We start from the raw sequence: 26,489 nt of genomic DNA, 5'->3' as shown, positions 1-26,489 counted from the left end.
AAACAACTAGGTTTCAAATGGTACCCAAAGTTTTCATAAGATAGAGATAGCGTCACCTGCTGGCGCTTCCAGAGAGATTGGGCAATACTTAGTCTTTAGGATTATATGCCAGTTTGCTTGTAATGTGGTTTAAAACCAACGCAACAGAGTCCTCAATAGAAAGTAATTCTGTTAGTTCAACATCCGGATTTTCGGGAGCTTCATAAGGTGCTGAAATCCCAGTCATATCCTTAATTTCACCTGCTCTGGCTTTTTTATACAATCCTTTAACATCTCTGCGCTCACATTCTTCTAGGCTCGTGTTGACAAAAACTTCTATAAAATTGTCTGAACCAACAGTGGCTTTAATAAGCGCTCGGTCTTTTTTATAAGGCGCAACAAAAGCAGCTATAACCACAAGGCCCGCATCTATAAATAATTTTGAAATTTCGCCAATCCGTCTATTATTCTCCGATCGATCTTCTGGTGAAAAACCAAGATTCTTATTGATACCCTTTCTAATAGTATCACCATCTAAAACATAACAACGAATGTGTTTTTTAAATAAACTCGCTTCCAGTTCGTTGGCAAGGGTTGATTTTCCTGCACCAGACAAGCCAGTAATAAGCACTAAAAAAGAATTTTGCTGATTCAGTTTTCTTCGGTCATCACATGATATGTTATATAAGTGCTCAGTAATGTTTTTCTTCATAAGTTGAAAGTAATTAATAGAAGTTTGATGGTTTCATTGGTATAATTCTTGGCAATATATCTTTTATGGACGTATCAGCCATTTTTAGTGACTAAAAAATGATTGTTTAATAAATTCTCCCTGTTATACAGCATACTTTTTTTTGTTTCCATATCTATAACATGCACACCTACAGCCTCGCAGATGGCCTGACCTGCAGCCGTATCCCATTCCATGGTTGGGGCAAATCTGGGATAGATATCCGCTTTCCCTTCTGCTACCAAACAGAATTTTAAGGAGCTTCCTTTGGAGAGGGTAGTAACGGTATCATATTTAGATTTTAATTTAGTAATAAATTTAAGGGTAGCGTCATTAAGATGTGATTTACTTGCTACAACATTTATAAATGCTTTGGAAGGTTTAGAGGGAGTTATTTTATCCTGCGCTTTAAAAAGTCTCGTCTCCAGATGGTCTGTAGTCGTTATATGCAATTTATAAGCATTGGTTTTGGTGGCATCTGTATAATACAAATCATACAATGCTGGGGCGTAGATGACCCCAAAGATTGTAATACCATTTTCTACCAAAGCGACATTAACTGTAAATTCTCCGTTCTTTTTTATAAACTCTTTGGTGCCATCAAGAGGATCAATAATCCAGCACCGATTCCACCTTTTTCTAATAGCGTAGTTTGCTTGTACAAGTTCTTCACTTATTATGGGAATGCCCGTCTGTTCTAAATAACCCACAAGGATCTTATTAGAAACAAGATCAGCTTCAGTCAAAGGAGACTTATCATCTTTGTAAACAGTTTTAAAAGGTTGACTATAAATTTTTAAAATTTCCTGACCCGCTTCTATAGCAGCTCTAATAGCAATATGTAAATAGTCCCTTTCCACTTAATTCATTCAATGGTTGTACATTGTTAAAACTTTATCACGCAATATAAATATAATATTCGCACACTAACAAGTAGATAATATGTTAAATATGGATTATTTATAGAAGATTCTATTTTAGTTTTTAATACGTTTTTTATTATTTAGCTTCAGTAATTCATGATTGTTTAAAAAATCAATTAAAAAGAAAAGGAGTAATAGAAATTCAAAACTAAACTAGTAAGTATTATCTATTTATACGTTCTTTGCAAAAAAAGACGCGTTTGAACTATTTAACTGTTGAAAATATATCAAAATCTTATGGAGAACTCACGCTTTTCGAAAACATATCGTTTAGCGTTCATAAAGATGAAAAAATAGCCTTTGTGGCAAAAAATGGAACGGGTAAAACATCTATCTTAAATATCATTGCTGGTGATGATGTGCCCGATTCTGGAAACATTACGTATAGAAAGGGTATTGCCGTATCGTTTCTACCGCAGGACCCAAAACTGGACGCTGCATTAACAGTTGAAGAAACCATATTCGCTAGCGAAAATCCAATCCTAAAAGTCATTTCAAACTACGAAAAGGCACTGTTGAATCCTGAAAATGAAGAAGCCTACCAAAAAGCCTTTGAAGCCATGGAACAACATCAGGCCTGGGATTTTGAAACGCAATACAAACAGATTCTATTCAAACTAAAACTAGAGGACTTAAGTCAAAAAGTAAGCACACTGTCTGGTGGTCAAAAAAAAAGACTATCATTAGCCAATGCCTTAATAAATAAACCCGATTTATTGATTCTTGATGAGCCAACTAACCATTTGGATTTGGAAATGATCGAATGGCTGGAAGCCTTTTTTGCCAAGGAAAATATCACCTTGTTCATGGTAACACACGACCGCTATTTTTTAGAGCGTGTATGTAATGAAATCATTGAATTAGATGAAGGGGAATTGTTCAGTTACAAAGGAAACTACTCCTATTACTTAGAGAAACGCGAAGCAAGGATTGAGCGTGATGCAACCGAAACTGGTAAAGCCAAACAACTCTTCAAAAAAGAGTTGGAATGGATCAGGCGACAACCAAAAGCAAGAACCACCAAATCAAAGTCAAGGATTGATGACTTTCAGGACATAAAACATCGTGCTAGCCAGCGCAGAAACGACCATCAGGTGCAATTGGAACTCAACATGGAACGTTTGGGCAATAAAATTATTGAGCTGCATAAAGTTTCTAAATCTTATAAAGACAAAGTTATTTTAGATGGTTTTAATTATATGTTCCAAAACGGGGAACGTATGGGAATCATTGGAAAAAATGGCACAGGTAAAACAACATTCCTTAATTTAATAACGCAAACCATAAAACCCGATGCTGGTAAAGTGGTGATTGGTGAAACGGTAAAATTTGGCTACTACACACAAAATGGCATTACCATAAAACCCGACCAGAAAGTTATTGACGTAATTCGTGAATTTGGTGATTATATACCCTTAAAAAAAGGACGTCAAATAAGTGCCCAACAGCTATTGGAGCGGTTTCTGTTCAGTAGAAAAAAACAATACGATTTTGTTGAAAAACTAAGTGGTGGAGAACGTAAACGCTTGTATTTATGCACTGTTTTAATTCAAAATCCTAATTTTTTAATTCTTGATGAGCCTACCAATGATTTAGATATTGTAACGCTTAATGTTCTGGAAAGCTTCCTACTTGATTTTCCTGGGTGTGTCATTGTGGTATCGCATGACCGATATTTTATGGATAAGGTTGTCGACCATTTATTTGTGTTTAGAGGCGAAGGTGTTATCGAAGATTTCCCTGGAAATTATACCGATTTTAGAGTATATGATGATAGCCAGCCTGCAAGTTCAGATACTTCGGAAGACAAAAAAGAAAAAGTGTCTTGGAAAAAAACAGAAACCAATAAGTTATCATACAACGAAGAAAAGGAACTTAAAAACATTGAAAGCAAGTTAAAATCATTGGCCTTTGACAAAAAAGAACTTGAAAATAAATTCAATGATCCCGAACTGTCCCAGGAAGAGATTTTTAAACTATCGGAATCTTTACAAAAGATTATTGATGAAATGGATACTAAAGAAGAACGCTGGTTTGAATTATCATCTAAATTGGAAGATTGATGTTAGTGTTCAGTGGGCAGTATTCAATGGGAAGTTTACAGGGAGCAGTTAAAAAAAGTGATTTAGTCATTTCGAACGCAGAGAGAAATCACATTATTTGAACTTTGAAACTAATTATTTGACCTTTGAAACTAAAAAATGTTTTACCAAATAACTCAATACATTAAATTCCTGTCCAAATCAACCAATCAGCACGGTGTGCATTCTCCTTTTGTTTACGACTTAATTACTAAATGTTTTTATGACAAAACAAATTACGAAGCCTATAAAAACATGTCTGAATACAGAAAAGAACTGTTAAGCAATAAAATGCTTATTAGTGTAACTGATTTAGGAAGTGGTTCTCAAAAACTAAAATCCAATACCCGTTCTGTTTCAAAAATGGCAAAACATGCTGGCACCACTTACTTTAGAGCCAAACTTCTTTACAGGATTGTAAAATACTTCAACAGTAAAAACATCCTAGAGTTAGGCACCTCCTTAGGAATTGCAACCCATGCCATGCAATTAGGCAATCCAAAAGCTATGATTACAACTGTTGAAGGGTGCAATAACCTAACGGCGTTTACTAAGGCTAATTTTTTAAAGTATCAATTAAACGGCATCACACTTATAAATGACAATTTTCAAAGTGCTTTTAAAAATGTAAACAAAAACTCATTTGATTTGGTATTTTTTGATGGCAATCATCAAAAAGAATCAACATTACAATATTTTGAGGCCATGTTACCCTCAATTCATAATGATGCTCTCTTTATTTTTGACGATATTTACTGGTCGAAAGAGATGACCGAAGCTTGGGAAACTATAAAACAACATCCAAAAGTGACAGTTACTATTGACACCTTTCATTGGGGATTGGTTTTTTTTAGAAGTGAACAAAATAAAGAACATTTTATTATCAGAGTGTAACAACTCCATAACATTTGCGTCAAACACCATAGAATTCTTCTTATGAGTAACGTTATTAAAATTAGAAATATCATTCGCGACTTCAAATTAGGTCAGGAAACCGTTAACGTATTAAAAGGCATTGATTTAGATATTGAACGTGGTGAATATGTGGCAATTATGGGACCTTCTGGGTCAGGAAAATCTACCCTCATGAACATTATTGGATGTTTGGACACGGCTACCGCTGGCACTTATGTGCTAAATGGTAAGGATGTTAGCAAAATGTCGGATGATGAATTGGCCGAAGTTAGAAATACAGAAATTGGTTTTGTCTTTCAAACCTTTAATTTACTACCACGAACCACTGCTTTAGATAATGTGGCATTGCCAATGGTGTATGCAGGTTTTTCAAAAAATGAACGAACTAAACGTGCCAAAGAAGTCCTGGTAAGTGTAGGTTTAGAAGACAGAATGGATCACAAACCCAACCAGCTTTCGGGTGGACAAAGACAACGTGTTGCAGTTGGTCGTGCTTTAGTTAACCGGCCATCCATTATTTTAGCCGATGAACCTACAGGGAATTTAGATTCAAAAACATCATTGGAAATTTTAAATCTTTTTGAAGACATCCATAAAGCAGGAAATACGGTTATAGTAGTAACCCATGAAGAAGAAGTAGCTGCTCGTGCTAAAAGAATCATTCGTTTAATTGATGGTATGATAAGTACCGACACATTGAACCCTCATTAATTGCATATATTTGTTTTAAATTTTTAACAGATGAAAATTTATACCAAGACCGGTGATAAAGGAACCACTGCTTTATTTGGTGGAACTCGTGTTCCAAAACATCACATCCGCATAGAAAGTTATGGAACGGTTGATGAGTTAAATTCACACATAGGCTTAATTCGCGATCAGGACATCAATCTCCATTATAAAGAGTTACTTATTCATATTCAAGACCGATTATTTACCGTTGGGGCTATTCTTGCTACAGATCCCGATAAGAACATCTTAAAAAATGGAAAAGAACGCTTAAACATTCCAAAAATTTCTTCTGAAAACATTGAGCTTTTAGAGAAAGAAATAGATGTAATGAATGATGCATTACCACCAATGACTCATTTTGTATTGCCAGGTGGTCATCAAACAGTGTCATTCTGTCATATTGCACGCTGTGTTTGCCGTAGAGCAGAACGTTTAGCGACTGCTCTTAATGACATCTCACCCATTGACTCACATACTTTAATATATCTAAACCGCCTTTCTGACTATCTTTTTGTGTTGGCACGGAAGTTGTCATTTGACTTGAAAGCAAATGAAATTAAATGGATTCCAGAGAAACATTAATTTTTGAGAAGCTATAATAAATTTTGATGCTTTTTCAAAAATTGTTTTTAGAAAACAAAGCGTTAATATTTTAAGTTAGAAAAAACACTTTTAGCTTAGTATTTAATCTTTTTAATTTCAATATGTTGAAGCAAAAAAATACGTTCTTAAAAATAATATATAAATAATTCATTTTTTTCTTGTCTGTTTAAACTAAAAAATTATTTTTGCAAAAAATTTAAACGAATATACAATGTATTGGACATTAGAATTAGCATCATATTTAAGCGATGCACCTTGGCCAGCAACTAAAGACGAGTTAATAGATTACGCTATTAGAACTGGTGCCCCTTTAGAAGTTGTTGAAAATTTACAATCAATTGAAGATGAAGGTGACTCTTATGATTCAATTGAAGAAATTTGGTCTGATTACCCAACTGATGACGACTACCTTTGGAATGAGGATGAATATTAATAAAGCATAAAGAAAAGTTAAAAAGTCTCGATTAGAGACTTTTTTTATGCCCTATATTTATAAAACAACATAACAAAATGTATCTTTGAATGCTTTTAAATAAGCGCATAAAAAATAAATAAAATCACACTTTGTGAAAGCAACGTGTTAACATAAATATATTACCATGAGTTTTTTAAATTCAGTACTTAAAGTATTTGTTGGCGATAAATCTAAACAGGATGTAAAAGCCATCACCCCAATTGTCAATAAAATTAAAACATTTGAAAAAGCTTTAGAAGCGCTATCTCATGACGAATTAAGAGCTAAAACCATAGAATTTAAAGCTGCTATTGCTGAAGCCAACAAACCTGTAAACGATAAAATAGAAGCGCTTCTTGCTGAGGCTGAGGCTACAGAAGACATTGACAAACGGGAAGATATTTATCAAGATATTGATAAACTTAAAGACGAAGCCTACCTTATTACAGAAGATGTATTAAACACCATTTTACCAGAAGCCTTTGCGGTTGTAAAAGAAACTGCAAAACGTTTTGTAAACAATACCGAAATAAAAGTTAAGGCTAATACTTTCGACAGAGAATTATCTGGAACCAAAGGCTATGTAACGCTTGATAATGAATATGCTATCTGGTCAAATTCTTGGGATGCCGCTGGAAAACCAATCACTTGGGATATGACACATTATGATGTTCAGTTAATAGGTGGTATTGCATTGCATCAAGGTAAAATCGCCGAAATGCAAACAGGTGAAGGTAAAACCTTAGTGGCTACACTTCCTGTATATTTAAATGCCCTTTCTGGTAAAGGTGTGCATTTAGTTACTGTAAACGATTATCTGGCAAAACGTGATAGTGCGTGGATGGCTCCTATTTTTGAATTCCATGGATTGAGTATCGATTGTATTGATTATCACCAGCCAAATTCTGAAGCTCGTAAAAAAGCATACAATGCAGATATCACTTATGGAACCAACAATGAATTTGGTTTTGATTATTTGCGTGATAATATGGCACATTCGCCAAACGATTTAGTACAACGTCCTCATCATTATGCCATTGTCGATGAGGTCGATTCTGTATTAGTTGATGATGCCCGTACACCATTAATCATATCAGGACCAATTCCTCAGGGAGAACGTCATGAATTTAATGAGTTAAAGCCAAAAGTTGACGATATTGTTGCTGTTCAACGTAAATATCTTACGAGTGTTTTAGCGGAAGCCAGAAAATTAATTTCAGAAGGAGATACTAAAGAAGGTGGGTTAAAATTACTTCGTGTGTATCGTGGTATGCCTAAAAACAAAGCACTGATTAAGTATTTAAGTGAAGAAGGCATCAAACAACTACTTCAAAAAACCGAAAACTATTACATGCAAGATAACAACCGTGAAATGCCAAAGGTTGATGTTGAGCTATATTATGTAATTGACGAAAAAAACAATCAAATAGAGTTATCCGATAAAGGAGTTGAATATCTTTCCGGTAAAGATGATCCAAACTTTTTCGTGATGCCGGAAATTGGTTTGGAGATTGCAAAAATTGAAAACCAAAAACTACCGCTTGAAGAAGAAGCTAAATTAAAAGAAGAATTATATAAAGATTTTGGTGTAAAATCTGAACGCATTCACACCCTTAATCAATTATTAAAAGCGTATGCGCTTTTTGAAAAAGACATTCAATACGTAGTGATTGACAATAAAGTAATGATTGTTGATGAGCAAACCGGACGTATTATGGATGGTCGTCGATATAGCGATGGGTTACATCAGGCCATTGAAGCCAAAGAAAACGTAAAAATTGAAGACGCTACACAAACCTTTGCTACGGTAACGCTTCAAAACTACTTTAGAATGTACAAAAAACTGTCTGGTATGACAGGTACCGCTGTTACTGAGGCTGGGGAGTTTTGGGAAATATACAAGTTGGATGTGGTTGAAATACCAACCAACAGACCAATTACTCGTGATGACAGGGAAGATTTGGTATATAAAACCAAACGTGAAAAATACAATGCCGTTATTGATGAAGTTACCCAACTTTCTGAAGCAGGTCGTCCTGTACTGATTGGAACAACATCGGTTGAAATAAGTGAGTTATTAGGAAAAATGTTAACCATTAGAAAGATTCCTCATAATGTATTAAATGCCAAACTTCACAAAAAAGAAGCTGATATTGTTGCTGAAGCTGGTCAACCTGGACAAGTTACCATTGCAACTAACATGGCCGGTCGTGGTACAGATATCAAGTTAGCAGAAGCAGTTAAAAAAGCAGGAGGTTTAGCCATTGTTGGTACAGAGCGTCACGATTCCAGACGTGTTGACAGACAGTTGCGTGGTCGTGCAGGTCGTCAAGGAGATCCGGGAAGTTCACAGTTTTATGTATCACTTGAAGACAACCTGATGCGTTTATTTGGTAGTGAGCGTATTGCAAAAATGATGGATAGAATGGGATTGAAAGAAGGTGAAGTGATTCAACATTCCATGATTTCAAAATCTATTGAGCGTGCACAGAAAAAAGTTGAGGAAAACAACTTTGGGGTTCGTAAACGTTTATTGGAATATGATGATGTTATGAATGCGCAACGTGAGGTTGTTTACAAACGCCGCCGTCATGCCTTACATGGTGAACGCCTTAGAGTAGATTTAGCAAATATGATTTTTGATACGTCTGAAATCATTTCTGAAACCAATAAAGCTGCTAATGATTTCAAAAATTTCGAGTTTGAATTAATCAGATATTTTTCTATGCCATCGCCAATTTCTGTAGATGAATTTGGAAAATTATCAGCTCAGGAAATAACATCAAAAATTTACAAAGCGGCATTCGATCATTATAAAGAGAAAATGCGTCGTAATGCGGATATGGCGTTTCCAGTAATAAAAAATGTATATGAAACCCAACGCGATAAATTTAAGCGTATTGTAGTACCTTTTACTGATGGTATTAAAAGTTTACAAGTAGTAACAGATCTTGAAAAAGCTTATGAAACACAAGGGAAACAGTTAATTACAGATTTTGAAAAAAACATTACGCTTGCCATTATAGACGATGCCTGGAAAACACATTTACGCAAAATGGATGAGTTGAAACAATCGGTGCAGTTGGCCGTTCATGAGCAAAAAGACCCGTTACTGATTTATAAGTTTGAAGCTTTTGAATTGTTTAAAGCTATGATTGATCAGGTTAATAAAGATGTAATTTCATTCTTGTTTAAAGGTGAATTACCTACCGAAACCCAAAATACCATTCAGGAAGCCAGAGTTAGAAAGCAAGAAAAATTGCAAACCCAAAAAGACGAAATTCCAAATATGGATGAACGTTCTGCACAAAACAGAGCAGCTGGAAACACACAACGTCAACAACAAGTAGTAGAAACTATTGTTAGAGATAGGCCAAAAATTGGACGAAATGACCAGGTAACCATTAAACATGTTATGAGCGGAGAGAATAAAACCGTTAAATACAAGCAAGCCGAACCTTTAATTAATAAAGGTGAATGGGTTTTGATTGAAGACTAGTAAACCATCGTCATTACGAGGAAGTATGACGAAGTAATCTGTTCAAGTTAAATAATTGCCCCATAAATTAAAATTTGATTCACAATGACAATAAAAAAGTCCTGATATAAAAATGTATCAGGACTTTTTTTGTGACTAATGAGAACAATGTTTATTGATTTTGTCAGAAAAAATAACTAACTTCGTTTAACGTCTGATATAAAACATTAAAACGATTTCATATCATAACAGTTGTAAGCAATATGAGAGAAACCTTCAGCATAATATTAATATTCATCGGAATTTCATTCTGTATTGCTCAAAACGGAGTAATTAACGGAAAAATAATTCCTGAAATTCCAGAAGAAGCTGAATTGATTGCTGGAAACACTAAAGTAATTCTTGAAATAAATGGAATTGAAAAAAGCACTGTTGTTGATAATAATCTCAATTTTTCATTTCATAATCTTGAGTCTGACTCAATCCGAATTAGAACTGAACCACATTCCTATATGCGAGAATTAACAATAATCGGATTTTTAAAACCAAACGATACAGTAGACTTAAAAATACCGTATTCATTGTCTTGTAAATATGACCAATCAAAAGAAAAAAAGACTTGTCCTGTTTGTAAAAAAGAAGACCAAGTTATTCCGATTTCTTACGGACTTATTGTAGAAATCACTAAAAAAGGCGAAGAAAAAAAGGAAAAAGAATATAAATCTGGTGGATGTGTAACAACTGGCTGTGACCCAAATTGGTATTGTAAAAGAGATGAAATTGATTTCTAAAAAAATACTGCTTACAACACCGTGTAAAAATAATTGCTTGGTTCTTGCCTACTCGGAAAATCCTGCGGATTTTCCTCTGGTTCGTTCCATTTTTAGTAAGTTAGTTGCTCGCACGCGCAACTATCCTTACACAAACACGTTAAACGAAACTTTCTAAATTTTTAACTTCAATAATAAATTAGGATCAGGACAATTGTTTAAATAAAATTCTAAATTCTTTAAACTACAAACACCTGGATAATCGCCTTTATAATCCTGGATGTCTTTAATGATTTGAAAATGTAAATGTGGCGGGTAATCACCATTAACAGATGCATACCCTAAAGCAGCCATCTTCTCTCCTTTATAAACCACTTGCCCTTCTTTAATATTCGTAATAGATTTTAAACTTAAATGCCCGTAAAGTGTATAAAACGTTATATTATTAACTGAATGCTTTAAAATTATTGTTGGTCCGTAATCACCGTGATTTGTGTTATTTTTAAAACTATGAACGGTGGCATCTAAAGGGGCATAAATGGGTGTTTCAGCTTCACACCATAAATCAATTCCTAAATGGATGTTCCGTTCATTTCCAATATCAAATTCATTAAAATGTGTACTACGCTGATAAATTCTTCTAGTTTCATTATAACCTCCAAAACCCACCAATCCGTTTTCATTTTTAATTTGTTTATTGATAAATCTTCCTAAAGTATCAGATGATGAAACATCAATATCCAGAAGTAATTTGTTTTCAGCAGATAAATCTATGGGAATGTACTTTGAAAGTGGGATGTTCCTATCAAGTACATAGTGATTCTCTTTGCTTATTAATTCTAAAATTCCTGAAAATGTATTCATAAAATAGCTTCAAATAAAATTAATAAAACAAATTTTAATTTGACAAGCTTATGAAATGGATTTTTTAAATTCCTGAGGTGTAATCAATTCCATTTTTTTAAATATTCTATTAAAATAGCTGGAATTATTAAACCCAGATTTAAATGCAATTTCAGACATCCTAAAATCCTTGCTTTCCTTTATTAATTTTTTGGAAAACTTTATTTTTTCAGAATTTATATAATCGATTGGAGAAATCCCCAAGGTGTTTTTAAATTTTTTATGAAAATGCGATGTGCTCATACATGCTTTTTTGGCAAGTAAATCGACTGAAATATCCATTTTGGTAAGATTATCTTTAATATATCTTATAGCTAACTTAATTCTGTTATCATCAAAAACGTGTTCTGTGTCATTAATTATAAGTGATTTTGCTTTGGTTTGTAATAGCCTAACAACCAGTTCTTGTATCATTAAATCCAACAACACTGCTTTTGAGGTCGTGTTATTTGTGAATGTATACACCAACCTTTGCAATAAATGGTTCACATCATTATTATTTATTAAATGTGAAGCAACATCGTCAATTAACCAGCCATTGTTTTCATTCTCAATGGCCACATAATGATTAAATTTTTCAACCACTTCATTAATCTTACTGCTTTGAATTCCTAATGCTAAACATTGGGTTGGATTTAATTGGGTAGCCATTGGAAAATCTATTACCATTTCCTTATTGGTTGGCATGACCACCGATTCACCCGGAAAGAAATTGAAAGCTTCAAAACCATCAATATGCATGATTTTTTTTCCTGTAAGCATGCTGGCAATAACGGGAAAATCAAATGTTAATGAAACCTTTTCCGCATAAGTATGTGTTTCATAAATATTTAACTCTGCATAGTCAACATTATAAGTCGTTCTGTTTTCAACCAAAGTTGTTAGTTTTCTAGTATTATGATGTTGATTTAATATTTTCTGCATAAATAATATTACAAAAAGTTAAATGATTATGATATATAATAGATATGTTCGTTAATATAATAAATATGTTCAATTTATTTGTAATTTGATAAAATATATTTATAGAAATTATCAATTAATTGATTTTAAGCATAAAAATATAATGATTTAATAAATGCTTAAATCTTAAAAAAATGATAAATATTTTGTTAAACCAATAAATAAAAAACAAATGAGCTATTCTAAACCTAAATTCAAAGACATTTACCATAATTTTATAAACGGTAAGTTTGTTGCTCCTTTAGGAGGTGAGTATTTTGAAAATACATCTCCAATTGATAACAGTCTAATTGCAAAATACCCTCGATCACAAAAAGAAGATATTGAACTGGCTTTAGATGCTGCCAATGCTGCCAAGGAAAGCTGGGGAAACACTTCTGCTGCCCATCGAGCAAGTTTATTGAATAAAGTTGCTGATATTATTGAAGCAAATCTTGAAGAATTCGCACTGGTTGAAACTTGCGACAACGGTAAACCTATCAGAGAAACATTAAATGCCGATGTTCCATTAGCAGTAGACCATTGGCGCTATTTTGCAGCCTGTATTCGTGCCGAAGAAGGTACCGCTACAGAATTGGATGCCAATACTCTTTCCATGAACATAAAAGAGCCGTTGGGTGTTGTGGGACAAATTATTCCTTGGAATTTCCCACTCTTGATGCTTTCTTGGAAATTACCTCCAGCTTTGGTTACAGGAAACTGTGTCGTTTTAAAACCTGCAGAACAGACACCATCGTCTGCCACCTTATTAATGGAAAAAATTGCGGATGTGTTTCCTCCGGGAGTTGTTAACGTGGTTCATGGGTTTGGTCCTGAAGCAGGAAAACCATTGGCTTCAAGTTCAAGAGTGGACAAAGTAGCCTTCACCGGAGAAACCACTACAGGTCAATTGATTATGCAATATGCATCTAAAAACCTGAATCCAGTAACCATGGAATTAGGAGGTAAATCACCAAACATATTTTTCAATAGTGTAATGGATGCAGACGACGCCTATTTAGATAAAGCGATTGAAGGCGCTGTATTATTTGCATTCAATCAAGGTGAAGTGTGTACCTGTCCTTCAAGAATATTGATTCAAGAAGATATTTATGACAAGTTTTTAGAGCGTGTTATAGCAAGAACGAATGCTATTATTCAAGACAACCCATATGACATTAAAACTATGATAGGTGCTCAAGCATCAAACGATCAGTTCGAAAAAATCCAATCCTATATCCATATCGGTAAAGAAGAAGGAGCAAAAGTACTTACAGGTGGTGAAGCTAACAAACTAAATGATAATTTGGCTAACGGCTTTTATATTAAACCAACTATTTTAGAAGGACATAATAAAATGAGAGTGTTTCAGGAAGAAATCTTTGGTCCTGTAGTATGTGTAACTAAATTTAAAGATGAAGCAGAAGCCATAGAAATTGCTAATGATACTCTTTATGGTTTAGGAGCTGGAGTATGGACAAGAGATGCTCACCAATTATATCAAATACCTCGTGCTATTAAAGCTGGTCGTGTATGGGTAAATTGTTACCATGCTTATCCTGCCCATGCACCATTTGGTGGATATAAAAAATCTGGTTTTGGCAGAGAGAACCATGTGATGATGCTTAACTACTATCGTCAAACTAAAAATATGCTGATTTCATACGATAAGAATAAATTAGGATTCTTTTAGAATCATTTAATATCAACTATAAAGGCTGAATATATTTAATATTCAGCCTTTTACAATTTTAAAAAATGGAACGTATTGCAATTACAGAAAGAGCCGCCAAAATAGTTGAGCAATTAAAAGAAAAACATGGAGACCTTATTTTCCATCAAAGTGGAGGATGTTGCGATGGATCATCTCCTATGATTTTTGAAGAGGGAGATATGTATCTTGATGAAAGTGATATTTTATTGGGCACTGTTGAAGGCGTTAACTTCTATATGAACCAAGATCAGTTTGAATATTGGAAACATACGCATCTTACAATTGATATTACTGAAGGCAGAGGCTCAAGTTTTTCTTTGGAAATACCTTTAGGCTTAAGATTTATCATTCATTCCAGACTATTAACAGAAAAAGAAAATTCAATTCTTAATAGCAAATGAATTCAAAGGATTAATAAAATTTAATTCAATAAATTCTTCAATGCTGGCTTTAAATGATGGTACTTAAATTCAAATCCTGCTTCTTCTATTTTTTTGGAACTTACTCGCTGACTTAAAAATAAAAGTATATGCATGTCGCCTAAAACCAACTTCATAAAGAACTTTGGAACGTTAGGCAAAAACAAAGGCTTATCCAATACTTTAGCGCATAATTTAGTGAGTTCTTGATTGCTTACCGGATTTGGTGCAACCGCGTTATAAACACCTTCTAAACTATTTTCCAATACAAAAACAAATAGTTTTGATAAATCGTTTATATGAATCCATGATTGCCAAGAATTACCAGAACCAAAAGCAGCTCCAAGTCCAAATTTTATAGGTTTAATCAGTTTTGGCAATGCACCGCCTTTATTAGACAACAACAAACCTATCCTGATTTTAGAAACAGGAATCCCTAATTCAGAAAAAGCATCAACAGCATTTTCCCATTTCTTTACAACCTGACTTAAAAAGGTGTCATCTCCTGTTGAATGATCCTCTTCATAATAATTAGATAATGAGTCCGGATAGATACCAATAGCACTTGCTGAAACTACTTGCTTCACCTTATTTTCATGCTTTTTTAAACTATCTACCAAAAGTTTTGTGGTTTGCAATCTGCTTGACAGAATTTCTTTTTTATAACATGGTGTCCAGCGTTTTGCAACCGATGCTCCAGCTAAATGTATGATTGCATCAACATCATTAAAACAATTAAAATCAATCTCATTAGTTTTAGGATTCCAATAATACCCTTGATAGTTTGTTTTTTTTGAAATTTTAGACTTTCTGGTAGTTAAATAGTTAACCTGTATGTCTTTTTTTAGACAAAGTTCCACAATTTCCTTCCCAATTAATCCAGTAGCACCTGTAATTAATACACTCATTTTCTTTTTTTATAAAGTTACAAAATGAGTAGGTGTTGTACTTAACAATTATGTTAGGTTTAACAATTAAATTAATAATAAAAAACCGTGATTTTATAAAGCAAATTATTTAATTCACTTTACTGAGTAGAATGCTACGCTTCTTCAAAAGCACATAACATTCCAATAAATCCAAATGCTCAGAGTCTCGTTGCACGAAGCATTTAACTTCAATACTACACTAATTTTAAGTCGTTGAATGCTTTGTTGCACGAAGCATTTCGCGTTTACCTGGTGGCCCTTGTAATTTTTCAACCTTAAAACCAACAGCCTGCATAGCTCTTCTCACACTTCCTTTAGCTGAATAGGTTACCAAAACACCATTTACTTTTAGTGCATCATACATTTTCTGGAATATGGCTTCTGTCCAAAGTTCTGGCTGAACACGTGCTCCAAAAGCATCAAAATAAATAATATCAAAAGTATTTTTATCATCAATCTCAAAAAAGGTTTTCTGTTGTTTTGTCAATTCAAAACCCATTGAAATTTCGGTTTTATTACCCCAAATTACTGTATGCAACCTTTCAAATATGTCGGTTTTATTATCTGCTTTTAATGCTGTTGGATAATTTAATTCCTGTATTTCATCCCTAGTAACAGGATAGGCTTCTACACCAACATAATCAATATTGATGTGTAATTGCTCTGCTTCCAGTAGTGTAATGAACGCGTTTAACCCCGTTCCAAAACCAATTTCCAAAACAGAAACTGGTTGTTTTAAATTTGTATAGGTTTCATTAAAATGATGCAGACCATGTTTAATGAAAACATGATAGGCTTCTTGAATGGCACCGTGAACAGAGTGGTATTGCTCATTCCATTCTTCAATCTGAATGGTTTTTGAACCATCTGCTGTGGTGATTATATGTCGTTTCACAAAATTATCGGCTTGTATTTATTCTATTAACAAAACGCCATCCGCTAAAAACGAGAGTGTCTTTTTAGGTTCGGTAATGGCGGCTATGTCCTCTTCTGTAGCTCCTCCATCTTCAGCATAATGGCGTTGCTCATCAACTGAAACTTCTTCAACAAAAGCCACTCCATTAATTATCACCTCTTTTCCAGCTATATCTTTAGGCATAAAAAAACCATAGTCTTTAAACTTCACCATAACCTTCTCACTATTCCCTAAATCAACTTTCATCCAACAACCTTTTGCCTGACAAACCTCATCAACTTTAGCTATCATTTTTGAGTTGATAGTATCCCCAACGTTCATTGTTTTATAATGCTGAGACATCGATGTAGCAGCTACGGCATCATCGGGAATTATTTCCTTTCCAAAGGATTTGTATTGCTTTTCTGCAACTGCTCCCATTGGAGCTTCTTTGGTTTTAGTTTCTTTTTTACAAGAATTTAACATTAAAACACATATAAATGCAAAGAAAACTGATTTCATAGGATAAAAATTTCAATATTATTAGATTTATTCAAATATACACTTTTTTAAAAGCCTTTTTATTTAAATTTGTGCTATAAAACATCTAGACAATGAATGCTATAATGAATGACATAGAAGTAATAAAAACAACGTCTTCTAAAATTAAAGAAGTAGATTTTGAAAATTTAAGTTTTGGGAAGATTATTTCAGATCATATGCTGGAATGCAATTATAAAGATGGAAAATGGCAAGCGCCAAAAGTGGTTCCTTATCACTCTATTGCATTAGATCCTTCTTCTAAAATTTTCCATTACGGACAATCTATTTTTGAAGGCATGAAAGCTTACAAAGATGCTAATGATGATATTTATTTGTTCAGACCTTTAGACAATTTTAAACGTTTGAATATTTCTGCAAAACGATTGGCTATTCCAGAATTACCAGAAAGCTATTTTATGGAAGGATTAAAAACCTTGCTAAAAGTTGATAGCGACTGGATTCCAAAAAAAGAAGGTAGTTCATTATACATTCGTCCGTTTGTTTTTGCAACCGGAAACGGATTTCATGCATCTCCTGCTGATGAATATAAATTCATAATTGCTTGTGCACCTTCTGGATCTTATTTTTCTGGAAAAGTAAAAGTATTAATTGAAGAAACATATTCACGTTCAGCTAACGGTGGTGTTGGGTACGCTAAAGCTGGTGGAAACTATGCAGGACAATTTTATCCAACACAATTAGCTATTGAAAAAGGTTACCAACAAGTTATCTGGACAGATGACAATACCCATGAGTATATTGAAGAAGCTGGTGCCATGAATATTTTTATAAGAATTAATGACACCCTAATTACCGGACCTACAAGCGATAGAATCTTAGACGGTATTACTCGTAAAAGTATTATTGAACTAGCTAAATCCGAAGGCATATCTGTTGAAGTTAGAAAAATAAGTGTCCACGAAGTAGTTGAAGCTGCTAAAAATGGTTCGTTAAAAGAAATGTTTGGTGCTGGTACAGCAGCGGTTATTTCTCCTATATCTGGTTTTGGTTACCATGGTGAAGACTATGAGTTACCAGAATTAGAACATACTTATGCAAGTGCCTTAAAAAAAAATATCACAGATATTCAAACCAACAAATGCGAAGACCCGTTTGGATGGAGATTTAAAGTTGAATAATAATAAATTCTATTATAAAAAAGAGCAGCCAAATTGGCTGCTCTTTTTTATTTCCCTAAAATATCCTCTATATTAGGTTTAAAATAGTTGGGGCCTTTTAAAACCTTACCGTCCTCACGATATACAGGCTCACCGTTTTCACCAAGCTTACTCATATTACTCCTTTGAATCTCATCAAACACCTCTTCTATTTTATGTTGCATGCCGTGTTCAATAATAGTCCCGCATAAAATATAAAGCATATCACCAAGCGCATCAGCAACTTCAACCAAATCATCATTATTAGCAGCTTCTAAATATTCCTCGTTTTCTTCCTTCATTAAATTAAAACGCAACAGGTTTTTGTTTTTTCCCAAATCTGCTTTTGGGGTTTCTCTGTGCCCCAATTTAAATGCTGTGTGAAAAGCCTTAACGGCATCAATTTTATTTTTCATGTGCAAATGGATTAACTTTCTTTTAATTAAATTTGCATAAAAATAGGGATATGTTCAGTAAAGGTCAAATCATTTTTGGTATAATCTTTTTTATTGTTTTTGCTATTGCCATAGGCTTTACATACAGAAAAGATTTAAAACTGCACAAAAAGTTTTATCCAGGCAGCATCTGGATTTTATTGGCATTTATTGCTTTTATCCTGTTTATTTCTGCAATTAAATTTTTCTTTAAATAATTTTCCCTGAATCTCGAATCTCGGGTAGGAATTATGACTTCTAATTTGTTTAATAAATAGTTGTTATTTAACGCAACCTTTTTAAAATTCTGCATCTACTTACTAGAAGTACTAACTAATCCAAATGAATATGAATATTATTATTACAGTAGCGATTCTTATTCTTATTAATATATTGCTTTTAGCTTTTAGCGTAAATAAAAAAACAGAACCTTAATGGTTCTGTTTTTTACTTTTAATATTTAGACTGTTAGTTTATTTCAGGCAAAAAATGATAGGTTTCACTGTAATCTAACATTTGTCCAGCAAAAGTTTCTGGTTGTGTTACCTTAATAGAAACAATATCTCCTTTATCATTGGTTTCTGGCACTAAAACCGGATTTACAAATCCTGAATATGGTGCAGATGTGAATTTTTTGTTTCTTTCTAAAACTTCGGCATGTAATACTTGGTCTACTTTAACACCATAAGTTTCAACTAAAGTCTCAACGGCTGCAAAATCGCCTTCAGATTTTATACGTTGTGTTTCACGTAGTAACTGGCCAAAAAGGTCGTGTAATTTAGCATAATCATTAATGTTAAAATAGGTTTTGCCATCGCGAGTTACTTTTTCAATAACATTATCGGCTTTTCCTTTTTCAAAAACCCATGCAGAAACCCACTGTCTGTTTCTCATATGTGCTTCTTCAACATCATCGCCTAAGTTCAGTCTGATTAACTGGGTCATCAAACCATTTCTTATATAACCATCATAAGCAGCCATTCCACCTTTTTTCCAATCGTCTACCAAACCTAGTTCCTGTAATTTTGAGTCGTATAAATAATATAGGGCAACCAAATCTGCACGACCTTCTTCTAAAGTAGAGGCGTAATTTTTCAAGGTTTCTTTGGTCTCTCCTACTCCTGGATTTAATTTTCCTGAGGCATGGCCAATAACTTCGTGCAAGGCAGTATGCAATTTATCGGCTAATTGTCCGTAAGTTTCTTCAAGTTGAAGTTCTTCCTCATCATCTACAAACTCTTTTAATCTGTCTGTATTTCCTGAATTGTTGTATGATTCAATAATATTTCCTAGCGAAACAGATTTACTTCCTACAGCAGCTCTAATCCAGTTGGCATTTGGTAAATTAACGCCTATTGGTGTGCTTGGAGACGAATCTCCAGCTTCACCAGCAACATTAACAACTTTGTAAGTTACACCAACTACGTTTTCTTTTTTATGAGCATCCATTAAGGGAGAATTATCTTCAAACCACTGTGCATTGTCTGATACCACTTTCATTTTTTTAGACATATCAAAATCATTGATTTGAACAACTGATTCATAAGAACCAGTATAACCTAGTGGGTCATTATAAACTTCTATAAAACTGTTTATATAATCAATATTTCCTTGAGTGGCCGCTGTCCAGGCTACATTATAATCGTCCCAAGTTTGTAAATCGCCGGTTTTATAATAGTCTATTAATAAACCTAAAGCATTTGCCTGAGCCTCATTTTCTGCAACTCCTTTAGCCAACTCTAACCATTTAATAATTTCATCTATGGCCGAACCATATAATCCACCAGATTTGTAAGTACGTTCTTTAAGTACCCCATTTTCTTTAACTAATTGTGAGTTTAAACCATAAGATAAAGGTTTTGTAGCATCTGGTGATGTTTTGCTCTTGTAAAAATTAATAACGTCATTATTGGTCACATTTGGGCCATACATGTTAACTGCTGAAAGAGCTACATTATCAATACCTTTTGATTGATCTACTTTTTTAGCGTCAACGTCATTAAAAATAACATCAAAAGGGTCGCCTTCTAAAACAGTATTAGTATCTGCTAATAATTGTTTTAAATAGTCTGGCGAAAATTCAGGCTTAATTTTATAATTTGAATAATGATGATGAATACCATTGCTAAACCATATACGTTTTAAATACACTTCAAAAGCTTTCCAGTCTGCCGTAGTTTTATCGCCTTGATAATTAGTATAAACAGATTCCAATGCTTTTCTAATGGTTAAATTGTATCGGTAATTTTGGTCCCAGATAATATCTCTGCCAGATAAGCCTGCTTGAGTAAGATAGTAAGCCAATTTTTGTTCTTTTAAAGTAAGTTGTTCCCAACCAGGTATTTGATACCTTAAAATTTTAATGTCGGCAAATTGCTCTACATTATAGTTAAATTGTACACTGTCTTTTACAGTTAAATCTTCTGTTTGTTGGTTGGATTTTTCATTTCCACAGGATGCCAAAAATAAAGCAACTATTGACAATCCTAATATTGATTTTAGTTTCATTTAATAAGTATTGATTTTTTTATGATTTTTAAAAAACGCATAATTAATAACAAGCTCATTATAGAATAATTTCAATAAAGTAGTATTAATTATTAATTATTGATTTTTATTGCATCAAAGATAAGAATTTATTAATGACTGAATAAATTTGACTACCTTTGATTTATGTTTTTTTTAAACCTTCCCTATGAAAACATTTAAATATTTACTCTTTTTATTACTTATCATCACCATAGGGTTTTGTATATATATAGCCGTTCAACCAAACAGTTTCGAAATAAGCAAAACACGAACCATAAAAGCCCCTGCATCGGTTATTTATAATAATGTTATTGATTTTAAAAACTGGGAAGCTTGGTCGGCTTGGGCAGAAGCAGATCCTGACATTGAAATTTCACTTCCCAATCAAACTAAAGGTATTAATGGCACCTATTTTTGGGAAGATAATAATGGCGCAGGAACCATAAAAACTACAGATGCTACACCTTTTTCAAGTATTGATCAAGACATGCAAATTTCTAACTTCCCAACGTCTAATCTTAATTGGAAATTCAAGTCGAATGATGATGGTTCTACCAATGTAACCTGGACCATAACAGCAAACCATTTATCTTTTAAATTTAAAATGAATGCTGTATTAATGGGCGATTTGGAACATGAAATAGAAACACATTACGAAAGGAGCCTTGAGAAATTAGATAGTATCGTGGTAACCAATATGAAAAAATACAGCATAGAAATTAATGGAATAACCGAGCATAGTGGTGGATTTTATATTTATAATTCAACCTCTTCAAAAATTGATAACCTTAAAAATTCCATTGATGACTTATTGCCGAAAGTTAAAAAATATGCCCAAGAAAACAATATAGCTATTTCTGGTTTTCCGTTTATTAATTACCATTCTTACGATGCTGAAAACAATGCCGTTATGTTTTCTTGTTGCATTCCAACCACATCAAAAGTAATCACCAACCAACCAGATATTTTAACAGGCCAGTTAGAACCCTTCAGAACCTTAAAAACCACTTTAAAAGGCGACTATACCAATTTAAAAGAAGCTTGGGATATGAGCATGAAATATATAACCAACAGTGGCAATACCGTTGCCGATAATGGCCCCATGCTTGAAGTTTATTTAAATGATAGCTCTATAGTTACCAATCCTGCAGAGTGGAAAACCGAAATTTATATTGCTTTAAAAGACTAGTTTACTTATTGTATCTGAATATTTATCATATTTTTGATATCAGAAAACAAATAAAAGTAAAGTAATGAAACAATTAATACTTGTTTTTATAGGTGGAGGTTTTGGCAGCGTACTCAGATTTATTATTGGAAAGTATCTTAACAGCCCACAAACCGGTATTCCTTACGGAACCTTTGCAGCAAACATATTAGGAAGTTTATTAATAGGTATCATTCTTGGGCTGGCAGCTAAAAACAACACCTTGTCGCAAAATCAAACCTTACTTTTAGCTACAGGATTTTGTGGTGGTTTCACTACCTTTTCAACATTTGCTTACGAAAACCATGTGTTTTTAAAATCGGGTGATTTTACAAGTTTTGCCTTTTATACCATAGCCAGTTTTGTTGTTGGCTTTTTAGCAGTGTTTTTAGGGATGTTTTTAGTAAAATAAACACCTTCTCTTTTTTATTTAGTATTAAATATATCTTGTTAACGCGTTGATTGCTTTTAGTATTACCAAACTGTAATATTAAAAAGCGTCTGGTTAATTTGCAAATCCGTGACACATATTGACACACATTAACACATATTGACACAAGTGCCTAAAAAATCAGGGGTTTTGTTCGGGTTTTGTTCGAGCCTTGTTCAGCTACTGTTCGAGTGTATTTTGTTTAGATGGAGCTTTGGCTGAACAAAGGTCGGAACGAAGTAAAATAAAACCATAAATAAGTACTTTTTTACTATAAAAACGTTTGCTCTTGTAAGAATATATTTATTATATTAGTAGTATATAATGTAGATATAGACAATTGTTTATATCCAATTGTTAGCAGTAATTTGAAACAGAAATACAGGTCAGCCGAAAACTGAATTAGAGTAGGCACAAAATTAAAGGAAACAATGATGAAAATAACTAAAGTATTTTGCATAGTGATAATGTTTATATCGAGCAGCACTTTATTTGGACAAACAAAAAGTGATTCACTAAAAATTAAAGAAACAGTGCTAAATTATCTTGAAGGTCTTAATACCAACGATTATTTAAGAGCCGAAAAAGCCATACATCCAGAACTTGCAAAAAGAATCATTTCAACAGACGAAAACGGCGATTATAAGTTGGATAATATGCCCTGGTCACACCTCTTATATAATATCAAAACAGTTGACTTTTCACAGATGTATAAAGCGGATGTAAATCTTCAAGAACCTTTCAAAGTTGAGGTAATCATCTTCGATATACAAAATAATATTGCGACCATCAAAGCTAAACAGAACAGATATGCTTTTTTTGACTACATACATCTTGGGAAAATTAAAGGCGAGTGGAAAATTATAAATATTTTATGGGCATGGACAGATTAGTACGATATTAAACCAATGCTCTGTATCTAATCTTGGAAAATGAAAAACTACTGCTAACATTTTGTATAAGTAATGGCAGGCGATGTGGTAAGTATCAATGTTTGCAGACCGCTCAAACTGCGTAGCGGTTTGACAGGAAACTACCACGCAATCTGCCACTACTCATACAATTTACCGTTGAAAACAAACTTTATGAGAAAAACAAATTTAATTCTGACCCTTATTTTACTTAACGCAATCCTATTTTCTTGTTCATCTAATGAAAGTTCTGACAATCCAGAGCCTGAGCCAACAACAAACAAACTAGTTAAAACTGAAAAAATCTCTGAAACTAGAAAAGTAGATTACACATACAATAGCAACAACTTGATTTCGAGTTTTAACGGAACCTACAACAGTTTTGGATATATCTCTGGTTTTACTTATGACTCTGAAAATAAATTAACCGAATGGGATTACCAAGAAACAGGTTCGTCATCATATAGTGACACCTATACTTATACATATAATTCAAACGGACTTCTATCAAGTTACTCTGCAAATAGTGAAGATGTAACAATAACATACAATGGCAATAATATTACATTGTCTGGAACAATTGAAGGAAATACAAGTGCCCAAGCAGAATTAGAGCTAGACAATAATGGATTGATAATTAAAGTAACAGAAAGCAATCAATACACAAACTTTGGCTATGATTCAAATGGAAATTTGGTTTCCGCCCAATCATATGACAACACAGACAATCTGCTGTCAGAATTCACAATACAATACGATAATAAAATAAACCCGTTTTATGGACAATTGGAATCCATTTATATTGAGCGGTTTATTGAGTTCTTTTCGGAATTTGATGGAATTTACATAGGCGGATTTGAAGGTTACAGTTTCCCATATCTCAAAAACAATATTACATCAATAAACGAAGTAAGTGGCAGAACAACAACATTCTCTTACACATATGACAGCGAAAATTATCCGACAAATGTTAATGGAACTTTTTCAGGAGATACTGTAATATATGATATTGATTACTACGAATAAAAAACGTTTGCCAACAATGCCTATAAGTAATTACTCGTTCTCGCCTACTTTGGAAATTCCTGCGGAATTTCCAACTTGGAGTGTACTTGCTAAATTAACCGCTAAACCACGCAACTAACCATACACAATACTGTGACATTTAAACCCAAAATTTACGAAATGAAAAGACTGAATTTATTACTTGGAATATTTATCGGATTAACAATCCTATCTTGCTCATCTGATGACGATAATCAAAACCAAACAAAATCTAATTTCACACTAAACGGAACCGAATATTCTATCCCAAATGGGTTTATTCTGTCTGCTTTTGATGGAACAAATAATAGCAGACACGCAATTTATCTAATAAACGGAATTATAATAAATAACGAATGGTACGGCGTCGCTTGTGATTATTCCAATGACTTGACGCAAGGAATCATTTTTAACATAACTTCGAGTTCTGTGACTGAATTAGCTAACGGAACTTACAATTATGAATTAATGACAACTGAACCATCACTAAATGAAACCAACATTGTAACCAATATTGTTGTGGAAAATAACTGTGTGATAAGCTCAAATGACATTAATGAAAACCAAATAACTTCCGGAAGTTTAACAGTCGAACGCACTAATAATATTTACACTCTGAATTTCACTTTTGAGACTAATGATTTTGGAACTGTTAGTGGTAGCTATGTTGGAGAATTACAATTAACGCAAGATTTGTCTGATTAAAAAACTATTTGAAACGAAACCATATCCAAACACATTATGCAAAAATCTAAAAAACAAAACCATATGAAACAAATTACTAAAATGCTGTTTTTAATAACTGTAATCGGGATTACAAGTTGTAGTCCAAAAATAACTTCAAATTTCACTAATCCACAACCTAAATTATCAATTGATGAAAATGTCGCACTTTTAGACATCGACAACAATTTGCCAGAAAACGTGGTTAAAGTTGGTGAATTAAGATTTCAAGATTCAATGTTTTCTACAGACTGCAGTTTCAATAGCTTAATGAATCAAGCTAGAGTTGAGGCAAGAAAAAATGGAGCAAACATTGTAAAAGTAATAGATAAGAAAAAACCAGATTTATGGAGCAGTTGCTATCGATTAAAAATTGAATTATATAAATATGATGGAGATGTTTCATCATTAAATCAATACAAATTAAAACTTGACTAAACTTAAAAAACAAAACAATGAAAATTATTATTAAAACCTTACTGCTTTCTTCAATTCTATTACTTTCAAGTTGTGCAACAATAATTTCGGGTTCAAGACAAAATGTGGAAATAAATTCAGAACCAACTTCAGCAAAAGTCTACATAAATGAAATTGAGGTAGGAACAACACCTGTACAAAAAAACCTAAAAAGAAACCAAGAGTATCGTTTAGTTTTAAAACTAGATGGATACCAAACATATGAAACCAAATTGGAGAAAAAATTTAATGCTTGGTATATAGGAAATATTGCTTTTGGTGGATTAATAGGAATTATAATTGACCCAATTACTGGAGCAATTCACAAACTAAAACCCGAAGAAATTGATGGCAATCTTAAAAAGGGTACAACTTATGATACAAAGGGTGGAAAATTATTTGTGAAAATAAGTATGGATATTGACCCAAATTCGGAAAAAGTTGGGCAATTAGAAAAATCAGAATAAAGCTTGCGCGCAAACACTATATAAAAAATTACTATTTTTAGCTAAACCAAAGTTAGTTGCTCGTTTGCTTTATTATAACCAACCATAACCAATGATAAAATTCTTTATAAAAATTCAATAA

At 33.2% G+C, this 26,489-nt stretch carries 27 protein-coding genes; 18 read left to right on the top strand and 9 right to left on the bottom strand.

Going from position 1 to position 26,489, the window contains the following annotated elements; genetic code table 11:
- Positions 1-88: 88 nt before the first annotated feature.
- Together cysC and cysQ are read right to left on the bottom strand one after the other, a co-directional pair.
- Complete coding sequence (cysC, locus tag V8G69_RS04705) at positions 89-691, bottom strand: adenylyl-sulfate kinase (protein WP_394880654.1); 603 nt, start codon at positions 689-691, stop codon at positions 89-91.
- Between the two features lie 74 nt (positions 692-765).
- On the bottom strand, positions 766-1,569 hold the full coding sequence (gene cysQ, locus V8G69_RS04700; RefSeq protein ID WP_394880653.1) for a 3'(2'),5'-bisphosphate nucleotidase CysQ: 804 nt from the start codon (positions 1,567-1,569) through the stop codon (positions 766-768).
- A 263-nt stretch (positions 1,570-1,832) separates the two neighbouring features.
- On the opposite strand from cysQ, the gene V8G69_RS04695 reads away from it, so the two are divergent.
- The 7 genes from V8G69_RS04695 to V8G69_RS04665 all read left to right on the top strand — a co-directional run bounded on the left by V8G69_RS04695 (position 1,833) and on the right by V8G69_RS04665 (position 10,686).
- Complete coding sequence (locus tag V8G69_RS04695; RefSeq protein ID WP_394880652.1) at positions 1,833-3,695, top strand: ABC-F family ATP-binding cassette domain-containing protein; 1,863 nt, start codon at positions 1,833-1,835, stop codon at positions 3,693-3,695.
- 138 nt (positions 3,696-3,833) lie between these two features.
- Entirely contained in the window at positions 3,834-4,607 is a 774-nt protein-coding gene (locus V8G69_RS04690; protein ID WP_394880651.1) for an O-methyltransferase, read from the top strand.
- A 42-nt stretch (positions 4,608-4,649) separates the two neighbouring features.
- Positions 4,650-5,339 carry an ABC transporter ATP-binding protein gene (locus tag V8G69_RS04685; RefSeq protein ID WP_394880650.1) on the top strand — a complete coding sequence of 230 codons (690 nt, stop codon included), beginning with the start codon at positions 4,650-4,652 and terminating at the stop codon, positions 5,337-5,339.
- A 30-nt stretch (positions 5,340-5,369) separates the two neighbouring features.
- Positions 5,370-5,942, top strand: a complete 573-nt coding sequence (locus V8G69_RS04680; RefSeq protein WP_394880649.1) for a cob(I)yrinic acid a,c-diamide adenosyltransferase — start codon at positions 5,370-5,372, stop codon at positions 5,940-5,942.
- 232 nt (positions 5,943-6,174) lie between these two features.
- Positions 6,175-6,396, top strand: coding sequence for a DUF2795 domain-containing protein (locus tag V8G69_RS04675; RefSeq protein WP_166963690.1), 222 nt, complete (start codon positions 6,175-6,177; stop codon positions 6,394-6,396).
- A 166-nt stretch (positions 6,397-6,562) separates the two neighbouring features.
- The gene (secA, locus tag V8G69_RS04670; protein ID WP_394880648.1) at positions 6,563-9,916 is read left to right on the top strand and encodes a preprotein translocase subunit SecA; all 3,354 of its coding nucleotides are present in this window, start codon (positions 6,563-6,565) and stop codon (positions 9,914-9,916) included.
- Between the two features lie 242 nt (positions 9,917-10,158).
- Positions 10,159-10,686: a hypothetical protein gene (locus tag V8G69_RS04665; protein ID WP_394880647.1), complete on the top strand. Its 528-nt coding sequence runs from the start codon at positions 10,159-10,161 to the stop codon at positions 10,684-10,686.
- A gap of 153 nt (positions 10,687-10,839) precedes the next feature.
- Here V8G69_RS04665 and V8G69_RS04660 read toward each other — a convergent pair whose 3' ends face one another.
- Positions 10,840-11,529, bottom strand: a complete 690-nt coding sequence (locus V8G69_RS04660; RefSeq protein ID WP_394880646.1) for a peptidoglycan DD-metalloendopeptidase family protein — start codon at positions 11,527-11,529, stop codon at positions 10,840-10,842.
- A 48-nt stretch (positions 11,530-11,577) separates the two neighbouring features.
- On the bottom strand, positions 11,578-12,492 hold the full coding sequence (locus V8G69_RS04655) for an AraC family transcriptional regulator (protein WP_394880645.1): 915 nt from the start codon (positions 12,490-12,492) through the stop codon (positions 11,578-11,580).
- Positions 12,493-12,703: 211 nt separating this feature from the next.
- Here V8G69_RS04655 and V8G69_RS04650 point away from each other — a divergent pair, with 211 nt between their 5' ends.
- Together V8G69_RS04650 and V8G69_RS04645 are read left to right on the top strand one after the other, a co-directional pair.
- Complete coding sequence (locus tag V8G69_RS04650) at positions 12,704-14,203, top strand: aldehyde dehydrogenase family protein (RefSeq protein ID WP_394880644.1); 1,500 nt, start codon at positions 12,704-12,706, stop codon at positions 14,201-14,203.
- A 65-nt stretch (positions 14,204-14,268) separates the two neighbouring features.
- Positions 14,269-14,625: a DUF779 domain-containing protein gene (locus V8G69_RS04645; protein WP_394880643.1), complete on the top strand. Its 357-nt coding sequence runs from the start codon at positions 14,269-14,271 to the stop codon at positions 14,623-14,625.
- A gap of 20 nt (positions 14,626-14,645) precedes the next feature.
- On the opposite strand, the gene V8G69_RS04640 is transcribed toward V8G69_RS04645, so the two are convergent.
- The 3 genes from V8G69_RS04640 to V8G69_RS04630 form a co-directional block, all read right to left on the bottom strand.
- Positions 14,646-15,551, bottom strand: coding sequence for a TIGR01777 family oxidoreductase (locus V8G69_RS04640; RefSeq protein WP_394880642.1), 906 nt, complete (start codon positions 15,549-15,551; stop codon positions 14,646-14,648).
- Between the two features lie 226 nt (positions 15,552-15,777).
- Entirely contained in the window at positions 15,778-16,467 is a 690-nt protein-coding gene (gene mnmD / locus V8G69_RS04635; protein ID WP_394880641.1) for a tRNA (5-methylaminomethyl-2-thiouridine)(34)-methyltransferase MnmD, read from the bottom strand.
- A gap of 18 nt (positions 16,468-16,485) precedes the next feature.
- Positions 16,486-16,989, bottom strand: a complete 504-nt coding sequence (locus tag V8G69_RS04630) for a DUF4920 domain-containing protein (RefSeq protein WP_394880640.1) — start codon at positions 16,987-16,989, stop codon at positions 16,486-16,488.
- A 92-nt stretch (positions 16,990-17,081) separates the two neighbouring features.
- Here V8G69_RS04630 and V8G69_RS04625 point away from each other — a divergent pair, with 92 nt between their 5' ends.
- The gene (locus tag V8G69_RS04625; protein ID WP_394880639.1) at positions 17,082-18,149 is read left to right on the top strand and encodes a branched-chain amino acid aminotransferase; all 1,068 of its coding nucleotides are present in this window, start codon (positions 17,082-17,084) and stop codon (positions 18,147-18,149) included.
- Between the two features lie 47 nt (positions 18,150-18,196).
- Here V8G69_RS04625 and V8G69_RS04620 read toward each other — a convergent pair whose 3' ends face one another.
- Positions 18,197-18,583 carry a hypothetical protein gene (locus V8G69_RS04620; RefSeq protein ID WP_394880638.1) on the bottom strand — a complete coding sequence of 129 codons (387 nt, stop codon included), beginning with the start codon at positions 18,581-18,583 and terminating at the stop codon, positions 18,197-18,199.
- 50 nt (positions 18,584-18,633) lie between these two features.
- Here V8G69_RS04620 and V8G69_RS04615 point away from each other — a divergent pair, with 50 nt between their 5' ends.
- Positions 18,634-18,819, top strand: coding sequence for a hypothetical protein (locus tag V8G69_RS04615; protein ID WP_394880637.1), 186 nt, complete (start codon positions 18,634-18,636; stop codon positions 18,817-18,819).
- 250 nt (positions 18,820-19,069) lie between these two features.
- Here the strand turns inward: V8G69_RS04615 and V8G69_RS04610 are convergent, their stop codons facing one another.
- Positions 19,070-21,109 carry a dihydrofolate reductase gene (locus V8G69_RS04610; protein WP_394880636.1) on the bottom strand — a complete coding sequence of 680 codons (2,040 nt, stop codon included), beginning with the start codon at positions 21,107-21,109 and terminating at the stop codon, positions 19,070-19,072.
- A 187-nt stretch (positions 21,110-21,296) separates the two neighbouring features.
- Between V8G69_RS04610 and V8G69_RS04605 the strand changes: the two genes are divergently transcribed.
- The 7 genes from V8G69_RS04605 (at position 21,297) to V8G69_RS04575 (ending at position 26,368) form a co-directional block, all read left to right on the top strand.
- A complete protein-coding gene (locus V8G69_RS04605; protein ID WP_394880635.1) occupies positions 21,297-22,319 on the top strand; it encodes a GyrI-like domain-containing protein in 1,023 nt (340 codons plus the stop codon).
- Positions 22,320-22,383: 64 nt separating this feature from the next.
- Positions 22,384-22,749, top strand: coding sequence for a fluoride efflux transporter CrcB (gene crcB, locus V8G69_RS04600; protein WP_394880634.1), 366 nt, complete (start codon positions 22,384-22,386; stop codon positions 22,747-22,749).
- Between the two features lie 449 nt (positions 22,750-23,198).
- The gene (locus tag V8G69_RS04595) at positions 23,199-23,660 is read left to right on the top strand and encodes a nuclear transport factor 2 family protein (RefSeq protein ID WP_394880633.1); all 462 of its coding nucleotides are present in this window, start codon (positions 23,199-23,201) and stop codon (positions 23,658-23,660) included.
- A gap of 192 nt (positions 23,661-23,852) precedes the next feature.
- The gene (locus tag V8G69_RS04590) at positions 23,853-24,704 is read left to right on the top strand and encodes a hypothetical protein (protein WP_394880632.1); all 852 of its coding nucleotides are present in this window, start codon (positions 23,853-23,855) and stop codon (positions 24,702-24,704) included.
- Positions 24,705-24,863: 159 nt separating this feature from the next.
- On the top strand, positions 24,864-25,427 hold the full coding sequence (locus V8G69_RS04585; protein ID WP_394880631.1) for a hypothetical protein: 564 nt from the start codon (positions 24,864-24,866) through the stop codon (positions 25,425-25,427).
- A gap of 63 nt (positions 25,428-25,490) precedes the next feature.
- Positions 25,491-25,883, top strand: coding sequence for a hypothetical protein (locus tag V8G69_RS04580; RefSeq protein ID WP_394880630.1), 393 nt, complete (start codon positions 25,491-25,493; stop codon positions 25,881-25,883).
- Between the two features lie 17 nt (positions 25,884-25,900).
- The gene (locus tag V8G69_RS04575) at positions 25,901-26,368 is read left to right on the top strand and encodes a PEGA domain-containing protein (RefSeq protein ID WP_394880629.1); all 468 of its coding nucleotides are present in this window, start codon (positions 25,901-25,903) and stop codon (positions 26,366-26,368) included.
- Positions 26,369-26,489: the final 121 nt, after the last annotated feature.

Source organism: Gaetbulibacter sp. M235 (assembly GCF_043876835.1).
GTDB lineage: Bacteria > Bacteroidota > Bacteroidia > Flavobacteriales > Flavobacteriaceae > Yeosuana.
Note: the sequence above shows the minus strand (reverse complement) of the source record. Positions and strands in the feature narration are given on the sequence as shown.